The 23,501-nt window shown below is 30.4% G+C and carries 21 protein-coding genes; 19 read left to right on the top strand and 2 right to left on the bottom strand.

Translation table 11 applies throughout. The features are described 5' to 3' along the window. Positions 1–2: 2 nt before the first annotated feature. Positions 3–737, bottom strand: coding sequence for a tyrosine-protein phosphatase (locus OLM55_RS00840; protein WP_264559534.1), 735 nt, complete (start codon positions 735–737; stop codon positions 3–5). A 347-nt stretch (positions 738–1,084) separates the two neighbouring features. After that, positions 1,085–1,843, bottom strand: coding sequence for a hypothetical protein (locus OLM55_RS00835; protein WP_264559533.1), 759 nt, complete (start codon positions 1,841–1,843; stop codon positions 1,085–1,087). A 292-nt stretch (positions 1,844–2,135) separates the two neighbouring features. On the opposite strand from OLM55_RS00835, the gene OLM55_RS00830 reads away from it, so the two are divergent. From OLM55_RS00830 to OLM55_RS00740, 19 genes are all read left to right on the top strand, one after another. Continuing rightward, on the top strand, positions 2,136–3,140 hold the full coding sequence (locus OLM55_RS00830; RefSeq protein WP_264559532.1) for an N-acetylneuraminate synthase family protein: 1,005 nt from the start codon (positions 2,136–2,138) through the stop codon (positions 3,138–3,140). A 1-nt stretch (position 3,141) separates the two neighbouring features. Continuing rightward, complete coding sequence (gene neuC, locus OLM55_RS00825) at positions 3,142–4,302, top strand: UDP-N-acetylglucosamine 2-epimerase (RefSeq protein ID WP_264559531.1); 1,161 nt, start codon at positions 3,142–3,144, stop codon at positions 4,300–4,302. Further along, a complete protein-coding gene (locus OLM55_RS00820) occupies positions 4,302–5,000 on the top strand; it encodes a cytidylyltransferase domain-containing protein (protein WP_264559530.1) in 699 nt (232 codons plus the stop codon). The genes neuC and OLM55_RS00820 overlap by 1 nt, the downstream gene beginning before the upstream one ends. A gap of 4 nt (positions 5,001–5,004) precedes the next feature. Then, on the top strand, positions 5,005–6,702 hold the full coding sequence (gene asnB / locus OLM55_RS00815; RefSeq protein WP_264559529.1) for an asparagine synthase (glutamine-hydrolyzing): 1,698 nt from the start codon (positions 5,005–5,007) through the stop codon (positions 6,700–6,702). Between the two features lie 71 nt (positions 6,703–6,773). Further along, the gene (locus OLM55_RS00810) at positions 6,774–8,498 is read left to right on the top strand and encodes an ABC transporter ATP-binding protein (protein WP_264559528.1); all 1,725 of its coding nucleotides are present in this window, start codon (positions 6,774–6,776) and stop codon (positions 8,496–8,498) included. Positions 8,499–8,508: 10 nt separating this feature from the next. Next, positions 8,509–9,891 carry a hypothetical protein gene (locus tag OLM55_RS00805; protein WP_264559527.1) on the top strand — a complete coding sequence of 461 codons (1,383 nt, stop codon included), beginning with the start codon at positions 8,509–8,511 and terminating at the stop codon, positions 9,889–9,891. Between the two features lie 2 nt (positions 9,892–9,893). Beyond that, the gene (pseB, locus tag OLM55_RS00800) at positions 9,894–10,907 is read left to right on the top strand and encodes a UDP-N-acetylglucosamine 4,6-dehydratase (inverting) (protein WP_264559526.1); all 1,014 of its coding nucleotides are present in this window, start codon (positions 9,894–9,896) and stop codon (positions 10,905–10,907) included. A 3-nt stretch (positions 10,908–10,910) separates the two neighbouring features. Beyond that, the gene (pseC, locus tag OLM55_RS00795) at positions 10,911–12,098 is read left to right on the top strand and encodes a UDP-4-amino-4,6-dideoxy-N-acetyl-beta-L-altrosamine transaminase (RefSeq protein ID WP_264560639.1); all 1,188 of its coding nucleotides are present in this window, start codon (positions 10,911–10,913) and stop codon (positions 12,096–12,098) included. Then, positions 12,091–12,789 (top strand): pseudaminic acid cytidylyltransferase, encoded by a 699-nt coding sequence (gene pseF / locus OLM55_RS00790; protein WP_264559525.1) that lies wholly within the window; start codon positions 12,091–12,093, stop codon positions 12,787–12,789. The genes pseC and pseF overlap by 8 nt, the downstream gene beginning before the upstream one ends. Further along, positions 12,776–14,083, top strand: coding sequence for an SDR family NAD(P)-dependent oxidoreductase (locus OLM55_RS00785; protein WP_264559524.1), 1,308 nt, complete (start codon positions 12,776–12,778; stop codon positions 14,081–14,083). The genes pseF and OLM55_RS00785 overlap by 14 nt, the downstream gene beginning before the upstream one ends. Further along, positions 14,080–14,790: a metallophosphoesterase family protein gene (locus OLM55_RS00780; RefSeq protein ID WP_264559523.1), complete on the top strand. Its 711-nt coding sequence runs from the start codon at positions 14,080–14,082 to the stop codon at positions 14,788–14,790. The genes OLM55_RS00785 and OLM55_RS00780 overlap by 4 nt, the downstream gene beginning before the upstream one ends. Then, positions 14,780–15,721: an ATP-grasp domain-containing protein gene (locus OLM55_RS00775; protein ID WP_264559522.1), complete on the top strand. Its 942-nt coding sequence runs from the start codon at positions 14,780–14,782 to the stop codon at positions 15,719–15,721. Before OLM55_RS00780 ends, OLM55_RS00775 begins: the two co-directional genes overlap by 11 nt. A gap of 11 nt (positions 15,722–15,732) precedes the next feature. Then, complete coding sequence (gene pseI / locus OLM55_RS00770; RefSeq protein ID WP_264559521.1) at positions 15,733–16,779, top strand: pseudaminic acid synthase; 1,047 nt, start codon at positions 15,733–15,735, stop codon at positions 16,777–16,779. Next, the gene (locus OLM55_RS00765) at positions 16,780–18,147 is read left to right on the top strand and encodes a surface carbohydrate biosynthesis protein (protein WP_264559520.1); all 1,368 of its coding nucleotides are present in this window, start codon (positions 16,780–16,782) and stop codon (positions 18,145–18,147) included. It begins immediately after the preceding gene. 8 nt (positions 18,148–18,155) lie between these two features. Beyond that, positions 18,156–19,538, top strand: coding sequence for a hypothetical protein (locus OLM55_RS00760; RefSeq protein WP_264559519.1), 1,383 nt, complete (start codon positions 18,156–18,158; stop codon positions 19,536–19,538). Beyond that, entirely contained in the window at positions 19,528–20,733 is a 1,206-nt protein-coding gene (locus OLM55_RS00755) for a glycosyltransferase (protein WP_264559518.1), read from the top strand. The genes OLM55_RS00760 and OLM55_RS00755 overlap by 11 nt, the downstream gene beginning before the upstream one ends. 3 nt (positions 20,734–20,736) lie before the next feature. After that, positions 20,737–21,897, top strand: coding sequence for a glycosyltransferase (locus OLM55_RS00750; protein WP_264559517.1), 1,161 nt, complete (start codon positions 20,737–20,739; stop codon positions 21,895–21,897). After that, a complete protein-coding gene (locus OLM55_RS00745) occupies positions 21,898–22,911 on the top strand; it encodes a glycosyltransferase (protein ID WP_264559516.1) in 1,014 nt (337 codons plus the stop codon). A 49-nt stretch (positions 22,912–22,960) separates the two neighbouring features. Next, on the top strand, positions 22,961–23,494 hold the full coding sequence (locus OLM55_RS00740; protein ID WP_264559515.1) for a DapH/DapD/GlmU-related protein: 534 nt from the start codon (positions 22,961–22,963) through the stop codon (positions 23,492–23,494). Positions 23,495–23,501 lie beyond the last annotated feature (7 nt).

Here is a 23,501-nt window from a genome sequence, read left to right as displayed (position 1 = left end):
TTTTAGTTAAAAAACACATTAGCACTTATTGCTTTTTCAAGTGCTTCTTTATTTTTAATAATAATTTTATTTTGAAAAGACTTTATGTGGTTTTCATGATGAATGTCACTTCCAACAAAATCAATCATCTTTTTTCCTAAAAGAGTGTCAGCTGCTATAGCAACCTCTTTTCCATAATAACCAACAGAAGAAAGTAAATTCATTTGAAATAAACAACCTGCCTTTTTTAACTCCTCATACATTTTAAAGTTATTGTGGTAAAAATTATAACGTTCTGGGTGAGCCAATACTGGTTGGTAGCCTTTTAGCTGCAATTCAAAAAGAATTTCCAACAACTGCATTGGTGGATTTAAATACGACATTTCAACTAAAACGTAATTGTCTTTTAGCGTTAAAAGCGGTTCTGCTTTAAATTGTGCTAAAAAATTTTCATCCATGAAATATTCCGATGCTACACCAAGTTGTAAGTTGTCAGTTTCTTGGGGTAAATCGGCTTTCAACTTTGTATAGGTATTTTCAATATCTTCTTTCGAATTGTCCCACACATTTTTAATCGTATGCGGAGTAGTAATGACTTTTTTAAAGCCTAACTTCTTCATTTCGTTCAAAATAAAAAGACTATCCTCCTTATTTTGTGCACCATCATCTATTCCCGGTAAAAGATGCGAATGGATATCCACATAATCACTTGGAATGAGTTCTTTAAGTTTTGGTTTAGATTTGAAAATGGAAAACATCTTAACATTATAATTTAATGCAAAGATAGTTTATTTAGTGAAAAGTAGCGGTGAATTGTGAAGAGAAATGGAGGGTTGGGGGATAGGAATCAGGTGGGCTTGAGTGTAGAATATTTGTCTGTGTAGAAACTTATCGTACTTTAAGGGCTTGTGCAATCAACTTCCAGAATATCGGTCTCAAAGAGACTGATTTTTATGGTCTCAAATTCTTTCTGGTCATTATATTCCTAATGTAAACTAAGGTGCTAATTCTTCAACTTTTTTTTGAATCAACGCTTTGTAATACTGATATAGATAAGTTTACAACATTAAAATAATGTTGTGAGGGTCTTGATGATTACGTTTCTTCAATGGTTTTTAAAGCTTAGTATGGTTGCTGTATTCTCTTTCTTATGGACTGGTTTGGTTTTTTTTCTGATTTTATTTGAAAATGAAATGCATATGAATGCTATCCAAAGTTTTTTCTCGTTTGGCGTGTTGAGTGTCCAGTTTAAGGTGTGTTTTTTACTTGTTTTTTCTAGCGTAATTTCATTGCTGTAAAGGGTTTCACAAGTATCTTTTTCATAGTCCCAATTTGCAATGGCTAATTGCAGGTGCACAAGATTGGCTTCTGAATCGGGCCAGTTGATGTCTTTTTCAGGGTTTATGGCTTTGATGTTTGGTTCTAATTTTTCCCAATTGAAAGTGATTTTTCGTTTGTATGTTTTGCTTAGAGGTCGTGATTTATTGGCTTCAAAACCTACTAAAAGAGTTGGTCCGTCGGGAGTTTGTAATCCGTTTTCCAGTTTGCGTTCTCCAATAGGGTGTTTGGTATCTTCTTCTAGTATTTCAAATAATAGGCTGTTTACTCTTCCTGCAAAGGAACCTTCTTTTGCTTTGTCGAAGAATTGTTTTGCTGTAAGCCTGAATGCTTTTGCTTTTAGTACACAACTTCCAAACTCATTGCCTTGTTGTCGGATGCGGTCGAAGATAGGGTTTTCTTGGAATTGCTTTTTTGTTATGCCTGTTTTTCCTTTGGTTCTGACATAATTACCGTTTGGTGTGTTGTAAAAATTTAGATCGTCTATGGTTCCCTTAACTTTAAAAGGTGCGATTATTTTTGCCATTGTTCTTTTTTGAATTAAAATTAAATAATTTTCTTTTTTGTGTCAATAGTTTTTGTCGAGAGACTTAGAGAAAAGGAGATGGGGAGAGTGACTTGAGGTTTGTTTATTACGCGTATCCTTGTTATGAATAAAGTTGTCGTAAAATGCACTTCAGTAAACTTTATAAGTTCATAATTGGTTTCTTGCACTTCAATTTTAAAACAAACAAAATCCAAATAAATTTGTACCTTCTTTAAAATAGCTTATTTTTGACAAGACATGTAAAATTATTAGAAATTCAACACATTTGAAGATGAAGAAAGTGTTTATAATAGCTGAAATTGCTCAAGCGCATGAGGGAAGTTTAGGTATTGCACATAGTTATATAGATGCATTAGCTAAAGCTGGAGTAGATGCAGTTAAATTTCAAACACATATTGCTGAAGCAGAAAGTAGTGTTTTTGAGTCCTTTAGGGTTAATTTTAGTTATGAGGATGCCACTAGAATGGAGTATTGGAAACGAATGGAGTTTACTCCTGAACAATGGAAAGGATTAAAAGAACATTGTGATCAAGTTGGAGTTGAGTTTATGTCTTCCCCGTTTAGTTGTGCTGCGGTGGAATTATTAGAAGAAATAGGTGTTTTAAGATACAAAATAGGATCTGGAGAATTGAATAATTACTTGATGTTACAAAAAATTGCAGCTACAGGAAAGCCAATTATACTGTCTTCAGGGATGAGTGATTATGAAGAGCTTGAACAAACTATTAATTTTTTATCTCCTTATGGTAATGAATTAAGTTTGTTGCAATGTACAACTGCTTATCCAACAGTTGCTAGCCAATGGGGGTTGAATGAAATACAAAAATTAAAGAATAAATTTCAAATTCCAATAGGTTTTTCAGATCATTCGGCTGGAATTGTGGCGCCATTAGCTGCAGTCGCAATGGGAGCTTCAATATTAGAATTTCATGTAGTTTTTAATAAAGAGATGTTTGGTCCAGATGCTAAAGCTTCTTTAACTATAGAAGAAACAAAAGAATTGGTAAATGGAGTAAGGTCTATTGAAGAATCAATTCATTCAGATTATTCAAAACAAGATGTACGTACGTTTAATGATTTGAAAATTATGTTTGGAAAATCATTAAGTGTTAATAAGGATTTGAAAAAAGGAAGTGTTTTAAGCATAACTGATTTAGAATCTAAAAAACCTGGAAATAAAGGAATAAGTGCCAAAGAATTCCGAAATGTTATTGGAAAAGAATTATTAGTTGATTTAAAGCAATGGGATTTTTTAATCCCAGAAAATATAGCTTAATATGTCAAAAAGAAAAATATGTGTAGTTGTTACTGCACGACCTAGTTATAGTAGAATAAAAACTGCTTTACAAGCCATAAAAGAGCATCCACAATTAGAATTACAATTGGTAGTTGCTGCTTCTGCTTTGTTAGATAGATACGGAAGTGCGGTTAATTATATTCTAAAAGACGGCTTTGAAATTAGTGCGAAAGTTTTTAATGTTTTAGAAGGTGAAAACTTAGCTGCTGCTGCAAAAACTACAGGAATAGGTATCCTAGAATTATCATCGGTATTTGAAAATTTAAAACCGGATATTGTAGTAACGGTTGCCGATCGATTTGAAACCATGGCAACTGCGATTGCGGCATCGTATATGAATATTCCATTAGCGCACATTCAAGGAGGTGAAGTAACAGGAAATATTGACGAAAAAGTTCGACATGCAATTACTAAATTATCCGATTATCATTTTGTGGCTTCAGAAGATGCAAAAGTACGCGTAATCAAATTAGGGGAAAACCCAGATTTTGTATATAATACAGGTTGTCCTTCTATTGATTTAGCAAAACAAGTTATAGAAAACAGTACAACTTTGCCTTTCAATCCTTACGAAAAATATGGAGGAGTAGGAGAAGAGCCTGATTTATCAAATGGTTATTTGGTGGTTATGCAACATCCAGTAACGAATGAATATCAAAATTCAAGATTACATATTGAAACAACTTTAAAAGCCGTTTCAGAATTAAATCAACCCACATTATGGTTTTGGCCTAATGTAGACGCGGGTGCCGATGGTACTTCTTCAGGAATAAGAGCATTCAGGGAAAATAATAAATTACCAAATGTGCATTTTTTTAAAAACATGGAGGGAAAAGATTTCCTACATGTATTGAATCATTCTAGTTGTTTGATTGGAAACTCAAGTGTTGGAATTAGAGAATGTGCCTATTTAGGAGTGCCAACTGTTAATATTGGAAGTCGCCAAAATCGTAGGGATCGTGGTGCAAATGTAATAGATGTTGACTATAATAAAGAAGCAATAACAAGTGCCATTCAATTCCATTTGAAAACAGGAAAAACAACCAAATCAAATGTATATGGTGGTGGTAATGCAGGAAGTAATATAGCAAATTTACTAGAACAAGTTCCATTGCAATTTCATAAAACCATTATGTACTAATGAGAGTATTGGGGCTTATAACTGCAAGAGGAGGAAGCAAAGGTGTTCCTGGTAAAAATATTAAATTACTAAATGGCAAGCCTTTGTTGGCATATACGGTTGAAGCTGCAAATGCGTCTAAGTTTATTACGGATTTAGTTTTATCAACTGATGATGATGAGATAATACAAGTGGCTGAAAATATAGGTTTGTCTGTTCCTTTTAAAAGACCAGCTGAACTGGCTGTAGATAGTGCGTCTTCAATTGATGTGGTTGCTCATGCTTTGCAGTTTTTTGAATTGAAGGGAGTTTTTTACGATGCGGTTTGTTTATTGCAACCAACTTCTCCATTTAGAAAAGAAGGATTTATTGATGAGGCAATTGAGAAATTCATTAATCAAAAAACAGATTGTTTGCTTAGTGTTTTACAAGTGCCTCACGAATATAATCCGCATTGGACTTTTTTAGAAAATAAAAACGGAACTTTAGATATCGCCACCGGTGAAAAAGAAATTATTAAAAGAAGACAAGATTTGCCCGTTTCTTTTTTTAGAGACGGAAGCATTTATATTACTAAAACAGCTGTAATTAAAGAGAAACATTCCTTTTATGGTGCATCTATTAGTTATATAGAGAGTGATCCTGCTTATTTTTGTAATATTGATACTTTAAAAGATTGGGAAATAGCTGAAGCAAAAGTACTTCAGTTAAGAATGTAATACTATGTGTGGAATTGTAGGGATAATAGGTTCTTTACCTAATGGAAATGAATGTATAAACGAAATGTTGTTTGCACAACGTCATCGAGGACCCGATGCAACCCATAAATGGATAGGTGAAAATGTGTTTTTAGGTCATAATAGATTGTCTATTATTGATTTAAGTTCTGAAGCAGATCAACCTATGGTTTCTTCAGATGGTAGATTTATACTTGTTTTTAACGGCGAAATATATAATTACTTAGAGTTAAAAGAACAGCTGTTTGATTATTCTTTTAAAACATCTTCAGATACAGAAGTTTTGTTGGCGCTTTTTCAAAAGAAAGGAAAAACAATGTTGAATGATTTAAACGGAATGTTTTCTTTTGCAATTTGGGACACCAAAGAACAAAAAATGTTTGCAGCCAGAGATCGTTTTGGAGTAAAACCTTTTTACTATGCTTTTAAGAACGACACTTTATTTTTTGCTAGTGAAATAAAAACACTATTTGCAGCGGGTGTTGAAAAAATAAAAAATAAAAAAGTTTGGGCTAATTATTTAAGTTTTGGAACTTATGGATTGCCAAATGAAACTTTTTGGGAAAATATTCATCAATTACCTGCAGGACATTATTTTGAATATGATTTACATGCTCAAAAAAAAGTAGAACCAGTAAAATGGTACGACTTCGTAAATCATATAAAAAATACACCTCAATTGGCTGAAAAAGAGCTAAAAATAAAATATTTAGAATTATTACAAGACAGTATTCGTTTGCGTTTTAGAGCAGATGTTCCTGTTGGATTTAATATAAGTGGAGGTTTAGATTCTTCAGCGTTATTGGCTTTAGTAAATCAAGAATTTCCAGATAATAAAACAATAGAAGCTTTTACATTTTATACCAATGATGAGCGTTATGATGAATTGCATTGGGTAGAATTAATGTTAGAAAAAACAAAGAATCCTTTAAATAAATGTTTGTTAGAGGCAGAAGAAGTGCCTAAACTGATTGCGGAAATTGCTGCGCTTCAAGAAGAACCTTTTGGTGGTTTTCCTACTTTGGCGTATCATCAAATATTTGCAAAAGCGAGAGCAAAAGGAATCTTAGTGTTACTAGACGGTCAAGGCATGGATGAGGCTTGGGCAGGATATGATTATTATCAAACCAATTCAGGATTTACCATTCAAGGAACGAAAACAGCACCTGTTAGGCCAGAAGTTTTAACCGAAGAGTTTAAAGGATTTGCTGAGAAAGAAGTATATGAAAAGCCTTTTGATAATGATTTGCAAAACCTGCAGTATAGAGATTTATTTTACACTAAAATACCAAGGGCGTTGCGTTTTAATGATCGAATAAGTATGTTGCATGGGACAGAGTTAAGAGAGCCATTTTTAGATTATCGATTAGTGGAATTAGCTTTTGCACAATCAAGCAATATGAAAATAAAGCATGGACAAGGAAAATGGATGTTGCGTGAAATTGTTAAAGAGTTGTTGGGTAACGAAGTAGCTTTAGCTCCTAAAAGACCTCTGCAAACTCCGCAAAGAGAATGGATGGCTCATGAGCTACATGCTTATGTAGATGAGAAAATAGTAGAATTTTCTAATGGTAACTTTGTGCAAAAAGAAAAAGTATTAGCTTTATGGAATGCATATAAAAATGGAAGTCAAGATAATAGTTTTTATCTTTGGCAGTGGATTAATTTGAATGCGATAGGATAATGGATTTAATTGGGAATCTTTCAGGTCGATTAAGGATCATTAAATTTTATTTTAAATATGTAAAATTTGGGATGCTATTTATTGTATGTCTTTCTTTCCTAACAGGGGTTTTAGAAAGTATAGGAGTAAGCATGATTTTTCCTATTTTACAAAGTATTCTAGAAAATAAACCAAAATTAGAAGCTACTAATTTTCCTATTGTAAGCGATGTGTTAACTTTTTTTTCTATTGATTATACCATAAATAATTTAGTAACAATTTTTGTTGTACTATTTCTTTTTAAGGCAGTTTTTAAGTTTGTAACAGGTTATTTTAAGTTGTTTTACTCAAGTAAGTTTTTACTGGATATAAGGAAAAATATGATTAAAAATTTATCTGGCTTAGAATACACAAATTATACTAAGCGAGAAACAGGAAAATTGTCTAGTACTTTTACTTTAGAAGTAGAAAATATGGTTTCTGGATTTATATATTTTTCTAACTATTTAGTAACCATATTTACAGGTATTTCATTTATAATTATCATTCTTTTCATAGAATATAAATTTACTTTTATAATATTATTTTTCGGAATGATATATTATTTAGGTTTTAAAAAGTTAAATGTAAAAATTAAAAATATTTCAAAAGAAATAACTTCGTCTAACTCAAAATTTAATAGCTTATTAATTCAGTTTATTCAATCTTACAAATATTTAAAATCAACAAATAATTTTTATCATCTTAATGATTTTTTAAAACAAACCGTTGTTAACATTAGAAGGTTAAAAATTCAAAAAGATATTAGAACCAATTTTGTTCTTGCAATTCAAGAGCCTGCAGTACTTTTATTAGTATTGCTTATTGTTTATGTTTCTGTATCTGTAATTAAAATAGAAACATCCGTAGTTTTAATGTTATTGGTGTTGTTTTACCGTTCTACCAATTATTTTTTATCTTCTCAATCTACTTGGAATAATTTTTTAGGGCAAATAGGAAGTACAAATTCAGTTATTCAATTAGAATCTAGTTTAATTGAAAATCAAGAGGATAGTGCAGGAGTGAAAAAAGTTGATTTTTCAAAATCAATAATTTTAAAGGATATAGATTTTAAGTATTCTAATGATTCTATGATTAAAAATCTAGATTCTATTAATTTAGAAATTCCATTAAATAAAACAGTCGCTTTTGTAGGTAAAAGTGGAAGTGGTAAAAGCACATTAATTAATATTATAACAGGTTTGTTAAAGCCCAATTCGGGAAATGTGAGTATTGATGGTATTGACTTAAGTGAAATTAATTTAAAAGATTGGCGTTCAAAAATTGGTTATATTGCACAAGAATCTGTAATTTTTAGTGATACAATACTAAATAATATCACTTCCTGGGATTATAACAAAGAGCAAGATTATTCTCGTTTATGGAATGCTATAAAAATGAGTCATTTAGATGAGATTATTAAAAATGATAATGATTTAAACAGAGATGTTGGTGATAGAGGTGTTTCTCTTTCTGGTGGGCAAAAGCAACGTATAGCGATTGCAAGAGAATTATATCGTAATCCTAAAATTTTAATATTGGATGAAGCTACTAGTGCGTTGGATTCTGAAACAGAAAAAAGTATTATTGAAAGTCTGGAAGAATTAAATGGTAAAATTACAATTATTGTTATTGCGCATAGATTATCTACTATTAAAAACTCTGACATAATTAATGTAATTGAAGGAGGAATAATAATTGAAAGTGGAAGCTATGATGAATTAATAAATAATAATTCCTCTAGGATGAATGAGTTTATTAAAATGCAAGAATTATAAAATTTTAGAATTGAAAAAAAAGAAATTACTTATACTAACAACTTCAGTATTTACCGATAGGATGTTGCAACATTCTACTTTTTTAGGTACATTGACAAAAGAATTTACTGTAGAGATATGGGCAAAATCTTTTGTTTCGAACCCTAACGATTGGACAATAGAAAATGTTAGTGTAAAACCATTTCCCGAGCTTAAACCTTTGCCAAATTGGACTAGTTATTTAAGGAGAATTAATGAATATGCTTGGATGTATGCTTTAGATGCAAAAAGTATTGCAATCAATATTAAGTATAAAACAAAGAAAACAGCTAAATTAAAGTTTCTACTTTTTTTAGGAAAGTTGGTATCGTTACTTCATTTGCATTTTTTAATGGAATGGCTTGTTTTTAAAAGTGTTCAGGTTAGCGAAAGAAATCCTTTTCTAGCCTCAGATTTAAAAGATACTTCATTGGATTATTTAATGGTTTTAAATCCTTTTTGGGTAGAGGAGCCTTTAGTAGCGATTGAAGCTAAAAAAATGAATGTTTCGATTGTAAGCATCATTCCTTCTTGGGACAATATTACCACTAAATCGAGAATGCTATATACATCTGATTATTATGGAGTGTGGTCTTCTGTTCGAATACAAGAGTTGAATAAATACTACCCTTACACTTTAAAAACTAAGAATTTTGTTTTTGGAACTCCTCAATATGATGTGTTTTCAAATCCTGATTTTCTTATGGATAAAAAGGTGTTTTATAATCAATACGGTTTAAATGAAGAATTGCCGTTGCTGTTGTATACTTTGGGGTCGCCTTTATTTATAACTTCGGAGATTGATGTTTGCTTGAAATTTTGTAAATTGGCCTCTACAGAAGGATTGTTGGATGCGTTCCAAATTTTAGTACGACCACATCCTATTAAAGATTTTTCAACTTATATACCAAAATTTAAAGATATAGATAATCGAATAAAAATTCAAAGCGAAGTTCAAACATCAAGCAAGCAGAAATACCGTTTTATGGATAAACAAATGCTTGAAAATTGGGTAAGTACATTTCATTATTCTGATTTAGTAGTTGCCACCAGTTCTACGACTTTGTTAGATGCGTCCATGTTAAATAAACCGCATATTAATATAACTGAGAACTTATCAGATGATAAAAAATTTGATTCTTTTTTGAGGGATGTAAGTTATGGGTTTAAGCATTTAGAAGATTTAAATAATAGTGATTTATTGAATAATGTTAAAAACTGGGATGCTTTTTTTGAACAATTGAAAGCGTTTTCTAAAGATAAGAATAGTATAAAAAATACAAGTAATGCTCTTGTTTTACATCTATGTGAATATAAAAATGAAGGTAAATATGGGAAACTATTTGCCGAGCAGATAATAAAAAATTTAAAATAAAAATGTTAAGTAATAAATCCATATTAATTACAGGAGGAACAGGTTCTTTAGGCAAAGAATTAACCAAGACTATTTTGAAAAAATGGCCGGATGTAAAACGATTAGTCATATACTCAAGGGATGAACAAAAGCAGTATCAAATGGCACAAGAGTTTTCGGATAAAGAATATCCTGCTATTCGCTATTTTATTGGTGATGTTAGAGATTTAGAACGATTAAAGCGTGCTTTTAACGGAATAGATTATGTTATCCATGCTGCGGCAATGAAACACGTTCATATAGCAGAATATAACCCAGATGAATGTGTAAAAACAAATATAGGAGGTGCCGAAAATGTCATTAAAGCAAGTTTAGCTAGTGATGTAACCAAGGTAGTAGCCTTGTCTACAGATAAAGCCTGTGCGCCTATCAATTTATATGGTGCCACAAAACTTACTTCGGATAAATTATTTATCGCAGCAAATAATATAAAAGGTAAACAAGATATTAAATTTTCTGTTGTTCGTTATGGAAATGTTATGGGGTCAAATGGATCTGTAATTCCATTTTTTATGGATAAAAGAGAAGAGGGAGTTTTGCCCATCACCGAGCCATCAATGACGAGATTTAATATTTCATTACAAGGCGGAGTAGATATGGTTTTACATGCCTTAGATAGTGCTTGGGGTGGCGAGTTATTCGTGCCTAAAATTCCATCGTATAAAATTATGGATGTAGCTCAAGCTATTGGGCCATCTTGTGAACATAAAATAATAGGAATTAGACCTGGAGAAAAAATACATGAAGAAATGATCACCGCTTCAGATTCTTTTACAACTTATGATTTAGGTAAGTATTTTGTAATTTTACCCCAAGTAACCAATTGGAATTTAGAAGAATATAAAAAACATTTCAATGCTCAATTAGTTCCTCAAGGCTTCAGTTATACTTCAGGAGAAAATACGGAGTGGGAAACTGTAGAATCTTTACGCTTACTTATTAAAGAACATTTGTATACAGATTTTCAAGAAAAATAATTGATGATACCTTACGGAAAACAAAATATAACCCAAGAAGATATCCAAGCTGTTACAGAAGCTCTGAAAGGAGATTATTTAACGCAAGGACCCACTATTTTAGCTTTTGAAGAAGCATTTGCACAATATATTGGATGTAACTATGCCGTTGCAGTTTCAAATGGAACAGCTGCCTTGCATTTATCAGCAATGGTATTAGGTGTTTCTGAAGGAGATAAGGTAATTACCACTCCATTAACGTTTGCAGCTTCTGCAAACTGTATTCGTTATTGTGGTGGGGAAGTTGTTTTTTCAGATGTTGATTCTCAAAGCTATTTGTTAGATTTAAATAAGGTTGAAAAACTTCTAGAAGCTTCCCCAAAAGGAACTTATAAAGGAATTATTCCTGTTGATTTTGCAGGAGCACCTGTTAATTTAGAAGCTTTGAAAGCATTAGCGAAAAAATACAATTTATGGATTATTGAAGATGCTTGTCATGCACCAGGAGGCTATTTTATAGATAGCTTAAATAATAAACAAAATTGTGGAAATGGAAATTTTGCCGATTTGGCTATTTTTTCTTTTCATCCGGTTAAGCATATAGCTACTGGAGAAGGAGGTATGATTACGACTAATGACGAAAAATTGTATCATAAATTATTAGCATTGCGTACACATGGAATTACACGTGACGCCTCTCTTTTTAAAAATTCAGTAGCATTAGCAAATGGTATAACAACTTCAAAAGGAGAAGGTTATCCTGGTTGGTACATGGAAATGCAAGAATTAGGTTTTAATTATCGTTTTACCGATTTTCAAGCGGCATTAGGTATTAGCCAACTTGCTAGAGCAGATGAAGGAATTGAAAGAAGAAAATCGATTGCAAAGAAATACGAAAAGTCTTTTTTGCATAAAGAATATATTAAAGGACAATCTGGATATATTGAAGGGCATGCATATCATTTGTACATAATAGAAGTAATAGATCGCTTAGGACTTTATAATCATTTAAAGGCAAATAATATACATGCACAAATTCATTATATTCCTTGTCATTTAATGCCTTATTATCAAGAGTTGGGTTGGAAAGAAAATGATTTTCCTCAAGTAGAAACTTATTATAAGCAATGCATCAGCTTACCTATGTACCCTACGTTGACCGATGAAGAACAAGATTTTGTAATTCAAATAATTGAAAAGTACTATGCCTAATATAGCTATTATACCAGCACGTGGAGGCAGTAAAAGGATACCTAGAAAAAATATTAAATTTTTTTTAGGGAAGCCAATTATTGCTTATTCTATTGAGGCTGCTATTAATAGTAATTTGTTTGATGAGGTTATGGTTTCTACTGATGACGATGAAATTGCTTCAATTGCATTAAAGTATGGTGCCAAAGTACCTTTTTTGAGAAGTGAAAAGAATAGTGATGATTTTGCTACTACTTACGATGTTATTGAGGAGACATTAATAAATTATAAAAAGCAAGGTAAAAATTTTGATTATGCCTGTTGTATTTACTCATGTGCTCCTTTAATTCAAATAGCTTCCTTACAAGAAGCTTTTACGGTTTTACAGCAAAATTTTTTGGATACTGTATTTCCAGTTGTTCCTTTTTCATTTCCTATTCAAAGAGCGCTAAGGTTGCAAGAAGAAAAACTTTCTTTTTTTTATCCAGAGTTTGCTTTAACACGTTCTCAAGATTTAGAAATTTCCTATCATGATGTAGGACAATTCTATTTTATGAACTGTGAACAGGTATTAAAAAAGAAAGCATTGTTAACGGATAAAACAGGAACCGTTGTTTTAAATGAATTATTGGTTCAGGATATTGATAATGAATCGGATTGGATGTTAGCCGAATTTAAATATAAAATCCAAATCTTAAATGAGAAAATATAAAATCCTTAAAACAAATGTTTTTGAAAAGAATGGATTTCGAATAGAGCCTATCCGAGATGAAGATAAGTATGCTATTTTACAAATTCGAAATGAACAATTATACCACTTAAGGCAAACTGAGCCATTAACAAGAGAAAAACAAGAGCATTATTTTGCAACTGTAGTGTCTAATTTATTTGAAGTTGAAAGGCCTGACCAATTATTGTTCTCATTTTTTGAAAATAATGAGTTTATAGGTTATGGTGGCTTGGTTCACATCAATTGGATTGACAAAAACGCAGAGATTTCATTTGTAATGAAGACCGAACTAGAAAAGGAATATTTTGCTAAATATTGGTCAGTTTTTCTTCAATTAATTGAAAAAGTTGCCTTTGAACAATTAAAATTTCATAGAATTTTTACCTATGCGTTTGATTTGAGACCTCATTTATATAACGTATTAGAATCTTGTAACTATCAATTAGAAAAAGTTTTAAAAAATGTTCCTTTTGCTAATAATAAATCGACTAACGTTAAAATTCATTCTAAAACCTTTAAAAGATATTGTATGCAAAGTAAATTTAAAGACTATGAAATGAATACTTTTAATAAAAAAATTGCTATAATAACTGGCGCTAACAAGGGACTTGGTGAGGCGCTTTTTAACCAACTATTTAACAATGAGTATTTTGATAAAATTGTATCTCTTTCAAGGCGTGTTTCTAAAGTTCAGGCTGATTTAATTTCTAATGATGATCCGCGTTTTGAGTTTATTCCTGTCGATTTATCTATGTTAAATAATAGTGAATTACTTAAAAATCTTGAAACGATATCTTTAGAAGCAAAAGAAGTACTTTATATAAATAATGCAGGAACTATTTTTCCAATTGGAAAAATAGGTGAATTAAATGATAATGAGTTAGTTGAGTCTTTACAAGTTAATGTTTTAGCGCCATCTATAATTATTAATTATGTTCTTAAAACGTTCTGTAAGGCGAAAATTGAAATAATAAATATTACATCTGGTGCTGCAAATTATAGTATTGATGGTTGGTCAGTCTATGGAAGTTCTAAAGCATACTTAAAATTTTTCACTCAATCACTTTCTGATCAAGAAGCAAATAATAATTTTGTTAAAGCAATTAATGTCGATCCAGGAGTAATAGATACTGATATGCAATTACAAATAAGGAATTCTTCAATTCCTGGATTTACAAAACATGCAGATTTTGTTGCGCTTAAAGAAGATGGTAAGTTGCAACCTGCTTCAATGGCCGCTCAAAAAATTATTGAAAAGATTAGCCTTATTATATGAAGTTAGCCATATTGTCAGATATTCATGGTAATGTTTATGCATTGCAGCAAGTACTTCTCCATGCTGAGAGAATTGGTGTAAAAAAGTTATTAATACTTGGTGACATTATTGGGTACTATTATCATCCTGATAAAGTATTGAGTTTGCTTAGTAAATGGGAATATGAATTAATTAGAGGTAATCACGAGGAAATGCTTCAAAAAGTTATAAATGGTGAGCTAAAAATGTCTTTTCTAACAAAAAAATACGGCAATGGACATCAATTTGCAATTGATAAACTTAGTACTGAACAGCTTGATGAAATTTTAACAGCTCCTGATCAAAAGGAAGTCATTATTAATGCTACAAAAATATTAATGTGTCATGGTTCACATTGGGACCCTAATTATTATTTATATCCAGATACAAATGAAGAAATTTTAAATCGTTCTAATGATGTTTCTGTTGATTTTGTGTTTGTCGGACATTCTCACTATCCTTTTGTTCATCAAAACAAAAAAAATACTCTTATAAACGTTGGTTCTGTAGGTCAATCTCGTAAGAAAGGAGGAATAGGTAATTGGGTCTTATTAGATTCTAAAACTAAAGAGTTTCAATTAATGAGCACTTCTTATGATGTAAGTATATTATTAGGAGAATTGGAACAAATTAATCCAGATATCCCTTATTTACAAACTATACTAAAAAGAAATAATAATGAAATTTAAATGTAAAATTTTGGTTACTGGTTGTGGTGGTGATATTGGACAAAGTATTGGTAAGCTCCTCAATAATCATGTAGATGATTTGTATGGAATAGATATTTCGAATAAAAATGCTGCTCAATTTATTTATAATAATTTCTCTTTAGGAGAAAGATGTACTAATGAAAACTTTATTTCTTTTTTAACTAACTTTGTACAGGAAAATAAAATTGATTTTATAATTCCAGTTTCTGAACCAGAATTACGTTTTTTTTCTGAACATAATATACATGATAATATAGGTGGAGCAAAATTAATTACTGCTTCTTTATTCGCATTAGAAATTGGTTTTGATAAATTAAAAACAGCAATTTTTTTAAAGGATAATAATCTTCCATTTCCAAAGACACAAAATGTAAATGAAGTTGATCAATTGAGTTTTTATCCTGTTATTTTGAAATCAAGAACTGGTTCAGGAAGTTCTCAAGTATATGTGGTTCATGATAATGAAACATTTCAATACCTTAAACGTGTGAATTCAGAATTTATAGTTCAAGAATATTTAGATGACACACATGGAGAATATACTTGTGGTGTTTTTAGAAGTAGTAAAGGAGAAATACGAACGATAATCTTAAAAAGAGAGTTAACAGGTGGATTCAGTGGTTATGGAGAAGTAATAATTGATAATTCAATTGTAAGTGTTTTAATTTCAATTGCTGAAAAATTAAATTTAAAAGGAAGTATTAATGTTCAATTACGAATAACTAGCAAAGGGCCAGTCGTATTTGAAATTAATCCACGTTTCTCTAGCACAGTTCTTTTTAGACACCTTTTTGGATTTAAAGATGTAATTTGGTCTATAGAAGATGCACTCGGTCTTCCTATTTCTAAATATACAGCTAATGCTATTGGTAAAAAATTTTATAAAGGATTTAACGAATATATATCATAAACGAATTTATAATGATAACTTTTAAAATTAAAGATATACTTGTAGGTAATGACTCACCATGTTTTATTATTGCAGAACTTTCTGCCAATCATGGTGGAGATATAAAAATTGCAATTGAAACTATTAAAGCAGCAAAACGTGCTGGGGCAGATGCTATAAAACTTCAAACATTTAAACCTGAAACAATTACCATAAACTGCAAGAATGATGACTTTAAGATTAATCAAGGAACACTTTGGGATGGTCAATTTCTTTATGATTTATACAAAACAACTGCATTACCTTGGGAATGGCATAATGAATTAATAAATACTGCTACTTCTGAAGGACTAATTTGTTTTTCTTCACCTTTTGATAAAACAGCGGTTGATTTTTTAGAGACATTGAATGTGCCTGCTTATAAAATTGCTTCTTTTGAAATTACTGATATTCCGTTGATTGAATATACTGCTTCTAAAATGAAACCTATTATTATTTCTACTGGAATTGCAGAATTAGCAGATATTGAATTGGCTGTTGAAGCGTGTAAAAGAGTAGGGAACCACGATATTGCATTACTGAAATGTACCTCAAGTTATCCAGCACCTATTGAAGAAGCAAACATGATTATGGTTAAAGATTTAGCGGAGCGATTTAATGTAGTTTCTGGGCTTTCAGATCATACCATGGGAGCTACGGTGCCTATTGTAGCTACCGCTTTTGGAGCAAAAATAATTGAAAAGCATTTTATTTTAGACAGGTCTATTGGTGGTGCTGATGCATCTTTTTCAATGAATGAGGAAGAGTTTACAGTAATGGTAAAAGCTGTTAGAGAGGCTGAAAAAGCAATTGGTAAAGTAGATTATGCGTTGACAGAAAAACAAAAAAAAGGCAGGGATTTCAGTCGTTCTTTATATATTGCAGAAAACATTAAAAAAGGAGCAGTTTTTACTGAAGAAAATCTTCGTTCAGTGCGTCCAGGTTTTGGTTTGCATCCGAAATATTACAATCAAATTATTGGCACTGTGGCAGACAAAGATTATGAAAAAGGAGATCGGTTTTTAAAAGAAATGAACTAAATGAATTTGGAAGAGAAAAAAGTTATTTTTATAACTACCTATAAAGCGAGAGACTTTCATGGTAATGGATTGGTAGGTTATTATTTAAAAAAACATTATAATATTGACTCATTTTTTGTGCATGGATATAGCGTAAAAAAAGAAATTTTAAGCATAAAACCTGCGGTTTTGGTAATGGATCATTTGGTTTGGGATCATAAAAAAGAGCTCGCCAATTGGGCTTCTTCAATAGGGGTTAAAGTTGTGTTATTATTTACAGAAGGCTATTATAAAGATATTTCAAGTTTTGATAAAATTTTTGGACATCCAAAAGCGTCTGACTTAGGAGTTACTACTTATTGTGCTTGGAATGAAAAAATGATTCAAAGAGTTAGGGCTTTAGAGTACTCTCAAAACTTTATTGATAAATTTAAAATTACAGGAAATCCTAGATTTGATTTTTTAACGAATTGTAAATTAAAGAATTTTGGGATTAGTAAAGAAAGTTTTTATGCTAAATATGATTTAGAAAAATTCAACGGCATAATAACGTATATGTCAACTACTCCTTACCAAGGTTATGATTTTGAAAAATTTCATTTTCGCTATAAAAATAAAGCTAAATATACTGAAGATACAATAAATTCAGCTTTTAATGATAATCAGAAACAATTTAAAAATCATGTCACAATTATTAGAGATTTGGCTTTAGCAAATCCAAATATTTGTTTTTTTTATAAAACACATCCATCAGAAGCCTATATCTCTAACTACGATGCGTTTTTTAGTGAATTGCCAAATGTTAAGTTGATTGTTAACGAAACTGTAAAACCATTTTTACAGTATAGTGATTTAGTTATTCAAAGAAATTGTACCACTGCATTAGAATCGTGGTTGCTAGGAAAACCTGTTGTTCAATTGGATGATGACACTTATAGTAGTGCTACTTATGAAGAACACAAAAGATATTCATATATATTGAAAAACTTTGAAGAAGTTGATGCGTTTATTAAAAATACCAAATATACTGATTGGGATACTAAAGACGTAACTGTATTTTTAAAAGGAATTTTTGGTGAATTAGATGGTTTAGCACATGAACGAGTTGCTCTACAAATTTATGGAACAATTGAAAATTGGAATGAAGTAGATGAATTGAATTTAATAAAAAATTTAAATCAATTTAAATTAGAAGATAATAATAGATTGCCCAATAAGATAAAAGATGCTTTTGGATTAAAAAGAGATTTTTCATTGCGTCCTAAAGTTTATTTCAAGAGATTGTTTTCAAATAAGGAAGCTAAAAATACCGATAATGAAGTAAATATTTCACAAGATGAAGTAAATGCATTTTACAATAAATTAGATAATATTTTTGAAGAAGCCTAATGTCTAAATTGCCTAAAATACTTATAATACTTCCGCGTGGAGAAACCATTCGTAACTTTATTTATACTGATATAGTTAAAGAATTGCGTACACATTATCATGTTACTTTACATGCTGTAAAACCTAATGAACCTATTTGGGAGCTTTTAGAAGAGCATAGTGATGAATTAATAGAATTACAACCGGAAAAGTTTTCGTATATTTATAAATTGTTTTTTGAAATTTTTGATCTTGCACATAATCGTTATATGTGGTCTGAAGCTGCAAAAGTGCGATGGGAAATGCGCGATGTAGAGGCCAATACTATTAGGAAAAAGGCTATTCGTTTTTTTAAAAAGACAGTTGCACGAGTATTGGCTAATCAAAGAGCATTAGTTTTTTTAGAACAAATAGATGCATGGTTGGCTAACAGAGAACAGCAAATTATTACACATCGTAATTGTCTTAAAGCAGAGAAATTCAAATTGGTTTTTAATACCTCTCATTCTCATGCGCGAATTGCATTGCCACTAATTTATGCAGCTAATCAAGAAAAAATAAAAACAGCTACTTTCTTGTATTCTTGGGATAACTTAACTTCACAAGGTAGAGTAGTACCTCGATATGATTATTATTTTGCTTGGAATTCCAAAATAAAAGCCGATTTTCATTCTATTTATCCACATATTGAAGAACAACAAGTTCTAGTGACGGGTACTCCCCAATTCATCAATCATTTTAATGATGATAAGTGTTTAGCTAAAAACGATTTATATCTAAAAATAGGTTTAAAACCTGAAGATAATTATTTTTTATATTCTTCTGGTATGAGTCATCATATGCCTTATGAACCGTATGTGGTAGAACGAATAGCGGATATTATTAAAGCAATTGATCCTAATTTAAAATTAGTCGTTAGAACGTATGCAAAAGACAAAGGTGATGTTTTTGATGCATTAAAGCATAAACGAAAAGACATCATTATTCCTAATGTAGAATGGGAAAAAAATTTTCAAACTCCTTTAGAATCGGATCAGGCTTTTTTTATCGCTTTAATGAAAAATTGTATAGCAGGTATTAATGTTGCTTCCACTATTTCTTTAGAATTGTGTATGCTGAATAAACCCGCAATTAATGTAGGGTATAATCCGCCCGGAAAAGATATTTATCCTTATAATTATACTCGTTTTTATAGCTTTGACCATTATAAACCTATTGTTGATAGTGGCGCCGTTCAAGTAGCCAAAGACGAAGAAGAGATGAGGTTGTTTTTAGAAGAAGCGATACAAAATACGGATAATTTTTCTGCGGAACGAAGTGCATTAGTAGATGCTTTTTTCGAACAACAATTAGGTGAAATTGTGAAAGATAATTTTATTAAATTTATAAGGCAAAGTGTAAATGCAAACTAAAAAAATAGCTATAGTAAGTCATGTTAATCCATTCTCAAATGGTAGTGGGCAAGTGGAACGTGTTTATAATACTTTGTTAGCCCTTGCTTCAGAATGGAATGATATTACGTTGTTTACATTGCATGAAGATAAAACTACTTCTGATAAAATAGAGGTTTTAAAAGCTATAAATACATCTGTAAAAATTATATATCTCAAAAATAAAAAACCAAATTTAATATTAGCTTTTTTATTTAAAATTTTACCTTATTTGGGTTATGGTAAAGATTCAAATTTTATTATCCCTTTTTTATTTAACGGAATTGAAAAAGAGCTGGAAGATAATTTCGATGTTGTACTTTTTGAATATTGGCATTTACATAAAATGGCAAAAAGGTTAAAAGAGAAAGGCTTATTTGTAATTTGTGATACACATAATATATTATTGAATTCTTTTAAAGAATTCATTGCAATGAAGCGCTGGATGCCTGGTTTTTATAGAACTTTTTTAATTAATGAGTATGAGAAATTAGAGTTTGAAGTTGCATTAAATAACAGTTTTAATTTGTTAATCGCTATTAATAAAGAAGAAGATGCTATTTTTAAAAAATGTTACCCAAAACAATTAATTTATTATTTTCCAATGGGAGTTAAACTCAAACCATTTGAAGTGAATAAAAAAGAAGATACGAAAGAGTTTTCCTTATTGTTTTATGGAGGTTTGGGTAGTGAAAGAAATTATAAAGCTGCAATCCAAGTAATAGAAGCAATACATAATATAAAGGATTTAGTTATTTCTTTAAAAATTATAGGTTCAAATCCGCCTGAATCATTAAAAGAAATAGTAAATCAATATGCGAATGTTACTTTATTAGGTTATGTTGAAGATATTTCTCTTGAGTTTCAAGGAATTGATTTAGCTGTAATTCCTTTTGAAGGAAAATTTGGATTTAGAAGCAGGTTAATTGAATTAATGCACTTTGTAATACCTGTTTTAACCACAAATGATGCGGTATGGGGAATGGGTTTTGTAGATAACTTTGATATTATTATTTATGAAGATAATTTGTCTTCAGCAATTCAACGTACTTTAAATAATTATAGATTAAGAAATAATGTTGCTTTACAAGCAAAAAAGAGAGTTGAAGAAGAATTTACTTTTGAAGCAACCTATCAAAAATTTGCTTTGGATTTACATAAAATTATAGAAAAATAAAATATGAAATTATTAGTTTTTTCACATAAAGAGTGCTGGAAAAGTAAAAGTTCACCCACGGGTTGGGCTACCGATGGCGGTTTTGCCATGCATATGGATTATTTATCCAAATTATTCGATTCTACTAAAATAATTGTTCCAGAAATAAGGGGAAATGAGAAAGGAGAAGTTTATTTTACAAACCCAACTATTACAATTGTACCCGTTAAACTGTTCTTTAAAAAAGGACTGTTGAACAAGTTTTTTATGCCATTTTGGTTCTTATATTATTTTCCTAAATTTATACTTGAAATTATAAGATGTGATGCCATTCATGCTCCTATTCCAAGTAATATTGGTACCGTTGGTTTTTTGTTAGCACATATTTTCAATAAGCCGCTTTATATTCGACATTGTGGTAATTGGTTTGTGCAACGTTCTGTAGCAGAACGATTTTGGCGATGGTATATGGAACAATTTGCTGGAGGTAAAAAAGTTTTTTTAACCACTGGAGGTTCTGATGAAGCACCATCAAAAATAAATCCCAATATTAAATGGATTTTTTCGAGTAGTTTAACACTTAATGAAATTGAACATAAAAATCATACTAGAGACTGGTCATTACCTAACAAGCTTTGTATTGTTTCTAGACAAGAATATTCTAAAGGAGCAGTACTGGTTATTAAAGCTTTAAAGATTTTAAAAGACCAAGGAAAAGTTTTTTATTTTGATGTAGTTGGAAATGGAGGATATCTTAATAAATTGAAAGAGTTAGTAAATAATCTAGAACTAAATGATCAAGTTGTTTTTCATGGAAAGTTAAATCATTTAGAAGTTCTAAACGTTTTACAACAAAATCATTTTTTTGTATTTCCAACTAATGCGCCAGAAGGATTTCCAAAAGTTGTTTTAGAAGCTATGAGTCAGGGTTTACCTGTTATAACAACACCAGTTTCTGTTTTGGAAAAATTAATTAATACCTCTAAATCAGGAATAATTTTAAAAGAAAGAAGCGCTGTTGAAATTGCAAGTCAATTGAATAGTTTAAGTTCAAATATTGAATTAGCTGTAGAGATGAGTGAAAATGGAATTAATTATGCTAAACAGTTTACTTTAGAACAGTGGGCAAAAGATATAGGTTTTCATTTAGAGCAAGCTTGGAATGTTAAGTTAAATGAAATCTAAATGAAAATACTTTTTATCGCTGGTTCATTAGGTAAAGGAGGTGCAGAAAAACAATTGTTTTACTTGTGTAAAATTTTAAAAAGCAATAATTATGATGTTAAAGTGGCTTGTTTAACTCAGGGAGAATATTTTGAAAATGAGATTAGAAATTTAAATGTAGAAGTTGTTTATATTGGTAAATCGAGCAATAAATTTCAAAGACTTTATGAGGTTTATAAATTAGTAAGAAAATTTAATCCAAAATTGATTTATGGTTTTCATTTTTATACGGGCTTTTATGCAGGTTTTGTTGGTCGAATTACCAACACTTTAAGCTTTGGTTCTATTCGGAATGATGGATATTCTGAAAAAAGAGAAAACGGATTGTTTTCTTGGCTTCATTTTAGCTTTCCAACTAAAATTATTGCAAATTCAGTTCATGGATTGGACAATGCCCAAAAAATATTTTATACTAAAGATTTAGATATATTGCCTAATATAATAGATTTAGATTATTATAATTTTGAAAAAAAAGAGAGAAAAGATGTTTTGCATTTACTTTTTATTGGCAGTTTAAAAAAAGTAAAACAACCCCACTTATTTATAAAGCTTGTTGAAGAATTACATTCAAAAGGTATTGTAGTTGAGGGAAAAATAATTGGGAAAGGAGTTTTAGAACAACAACTAAAAATTCAGGCCAAGGATTTACCAGTTGAATTTATGGGAAATATAGATGATGTAAGACCTTATCTAGAAAATGCAGATTATTTAATTTCAACTTCACTTTTTGAAGGAACACCTAATGTAATACTGGAAGCTATGGCTACATTAACTCCTGTTTTCGTTTTGTATCATGAAGGAATTTTAAGTTGGATAGAAATGGGCTTATTGTTGAGGACTAATTCTCTTGTTGAAATTGAAGAAAAAATTATTTCTAACAAAACAAATAATATTCAGGCGGCAAGGAATTATTTACAAAAAAATCACAGTTTTAAAGAAGCTCTAGAAAAATTTGAAAGGTTGATTGAAAAATAATAATATTCATTTAAAGATTTTTTTAAATGAAATAATTAAAACGATAAAAATGAGACAACAAATAAAATATTTTTCGCAAGACCTAAATAGATTATTAGGAAAATATAAAATAAGAATTTTACATATTTGGTTGAGTAGGATTTTTTGGGGACTTTTTTTGTATCGATTCGAGAGAGGTATGTTTCTTTTATTGGGTAAGCCTTATTCAGTTATAAGAGTGTTCTTTATTCCTTTTTTTAATTTAATACAAGCTTATTCTAATATGGATATCAATTACAAGGCAGATATTAAGGGAGGGCTTTTGATTTTACATCCTTCTGTAGGTGTTGTGATTTCGGGGTTATCAGTAATTGGAGAAAATTTAACTTTAACTGGAGGAAATGTCATTGGAGGTAGAGCAGGAACCAAAGAAAAAGGAATTATTATAGGTGATAGATGTCATCTTGGTGCAAATGCAGTTGTTTTAGGTCCTGTTGTTTTAGGTAATAGAATAAATATTGGGGCGTCTGCTTGTGTTGTAAACTCTTGTGAAATTGATCATACAATATTAATAGGTGTCCCGGCTAAACCACTTTCAAAATAAGTAACTA

Origin of the sequence: Flavobacterium sp. N2270 (genome assembly GCF_025947225.1) — a bacterium.
GTDB lineage: Bacteria > Bacteroidota > Bacteroidia > Flavobacteriales > Flavobacteriaceae > Flavobacterium.
Note: the sequence above shows the minus strand (reverse complement) of the source record. Positions and strands in the feature narration are given on the sequence as shown.

What these genes read in the sequence shown, in the direction of transcription:
- OLM55_RS00750 (WP_264559517.1), top strand. Translation starts at nt 20,737, where the DNA reads ATGAAATTATTAGTTTTTTCACATAAAGAGTGCTGGAAAAGTAAAAGT.
- OLM55_RS00740 (WP_264559515.1), top strand. Translation starts at nt 22,961, where the DNA reads ATGAGACAACAAATAAAATATTTTTCGCAAGACCTAAATAGATTATTA.
- OLM55_RS00765 (WP_264559520.1), top strand. Translation starts at nt 16,780, where the DNA reads ATGAATTTGGAAGAGAAAAAAGTTATTTTTATAACTACCTATAAAGCG.
- pseC (WP_264560639.1), top strand. Translation starts at nt 10,911, where the DNA reads ATGATACCTTACGGAAAACAAAATATAACCCAAGAAGATATCCAAGCT.
- pseF (WP_264559525.1), top strand. Translation starts at nt 12,091, where the DNA reads ATGCCTAATATAGCTATTATACCAGCACGTGGAGGCAGTAAAAGGATA.
- OLM55_RS00830 (WP_264559532.1), top strand. Translation starts at nt 2,136, where the DNA reads ATGAAGAAAGTGTTTATAATAGCTGAAATTGCTCAAGCGCATGAGGGA.
- OLM55_RS00755 (WP_264559518.1), top strand. Translation starts at nt 19,528, where the DNA reads ATGCAAACTAAAAAAATAGCTATAGTAAGTCATGTTAATCCATTCTCA.
- OLM55_RS00820 (WP_264559530.1), top strand. Translation starts at nt 4,302, where the DNA reads ATGAGAGTATTGGGGCTTATAACTGCAAGAGGAGGAAGCAAAGGTGTT.
- neuC (WP_264559531.1), top strand. Translation starts at nt 3,142, where the DNA reads ATGTCAAAAAGAAAAATATGTGTAGTTGTTACTGCACGACCTAGTTAT.
- OLM55_RS00745 (WP_264559516.1), top strand. Translation starts at nt 21,898, where the DNA reads ATGAAAATACTTTTTATCGCTGGTTCATTAGGTAAAGGAGGTGCAGAA.
- pseI (WP_264559521.1), top strand. Translation starts at nt 15,733, where the DNA reads ATGATAACTTTTAAAATTAAAGATATACTTGTAGGTAATGACTCACCA.
- OLM55_RS00775 (WP_264559522.1), top strand. Translation starts at nt 14,780, where the DNA reads ATGAAATTTAAATGTAAAATTTTGGTTACTGGTTGTGGTGGTGATATT.
- OLM55_RS00810 (WP_264559528.1), top strand. Translation starts at nt 6,774, where the DNA reads ATGCTATTTATTGTATGTCTTTCTTTCCTAACAGGGGTTTTAGAAAGT.
- OLM55_RS00785 (WP_264559524.1), top strand. Translation starts at nt 12,776, where the DNA reads ATGAGAAAATATAAAATCCTTAAAACAAATGTTTTTGAAAAGAATGGA.
- asnB (WP_264559529.1), top strand. Translation starts at nt 5,005, where the DNA reads ATGTGTGGAATTGTAGGGATAATAGGTTCTTTACCTAATGGAAATGAA.
- OLM55_RS00835 (WP_264559533.1), bottom strand. Translation starts at nt 1,843, where the DNA reads ATGGCAAAAATAATCGCACCTTTTAAAGTTAAGGGAACCATAGACGAT.
- pseB (WP_264559526.1), top strand. Translation starts at nt 9,894, where the DNA reads ATGTTAAGTAATAAATCCATATTAATTACAGGAGGAACAGGTTCTTTA.
- OLM55_RS00840 (WP_264559534.1), bottom strand. Translation starts at nt 737, where the DNA reads ATGTTTTCCATTTTCAAATCTAAACCAAAACTTAAAGAACTCATTCCA.
- OLM55_RS00780 (WP_264559523.1), top strand. Translation starts at nt 14,080, where the DNA reads ATGAAGTTAGCCATATTGTCAGATATTCATGGTAATGTTTATGCATTG.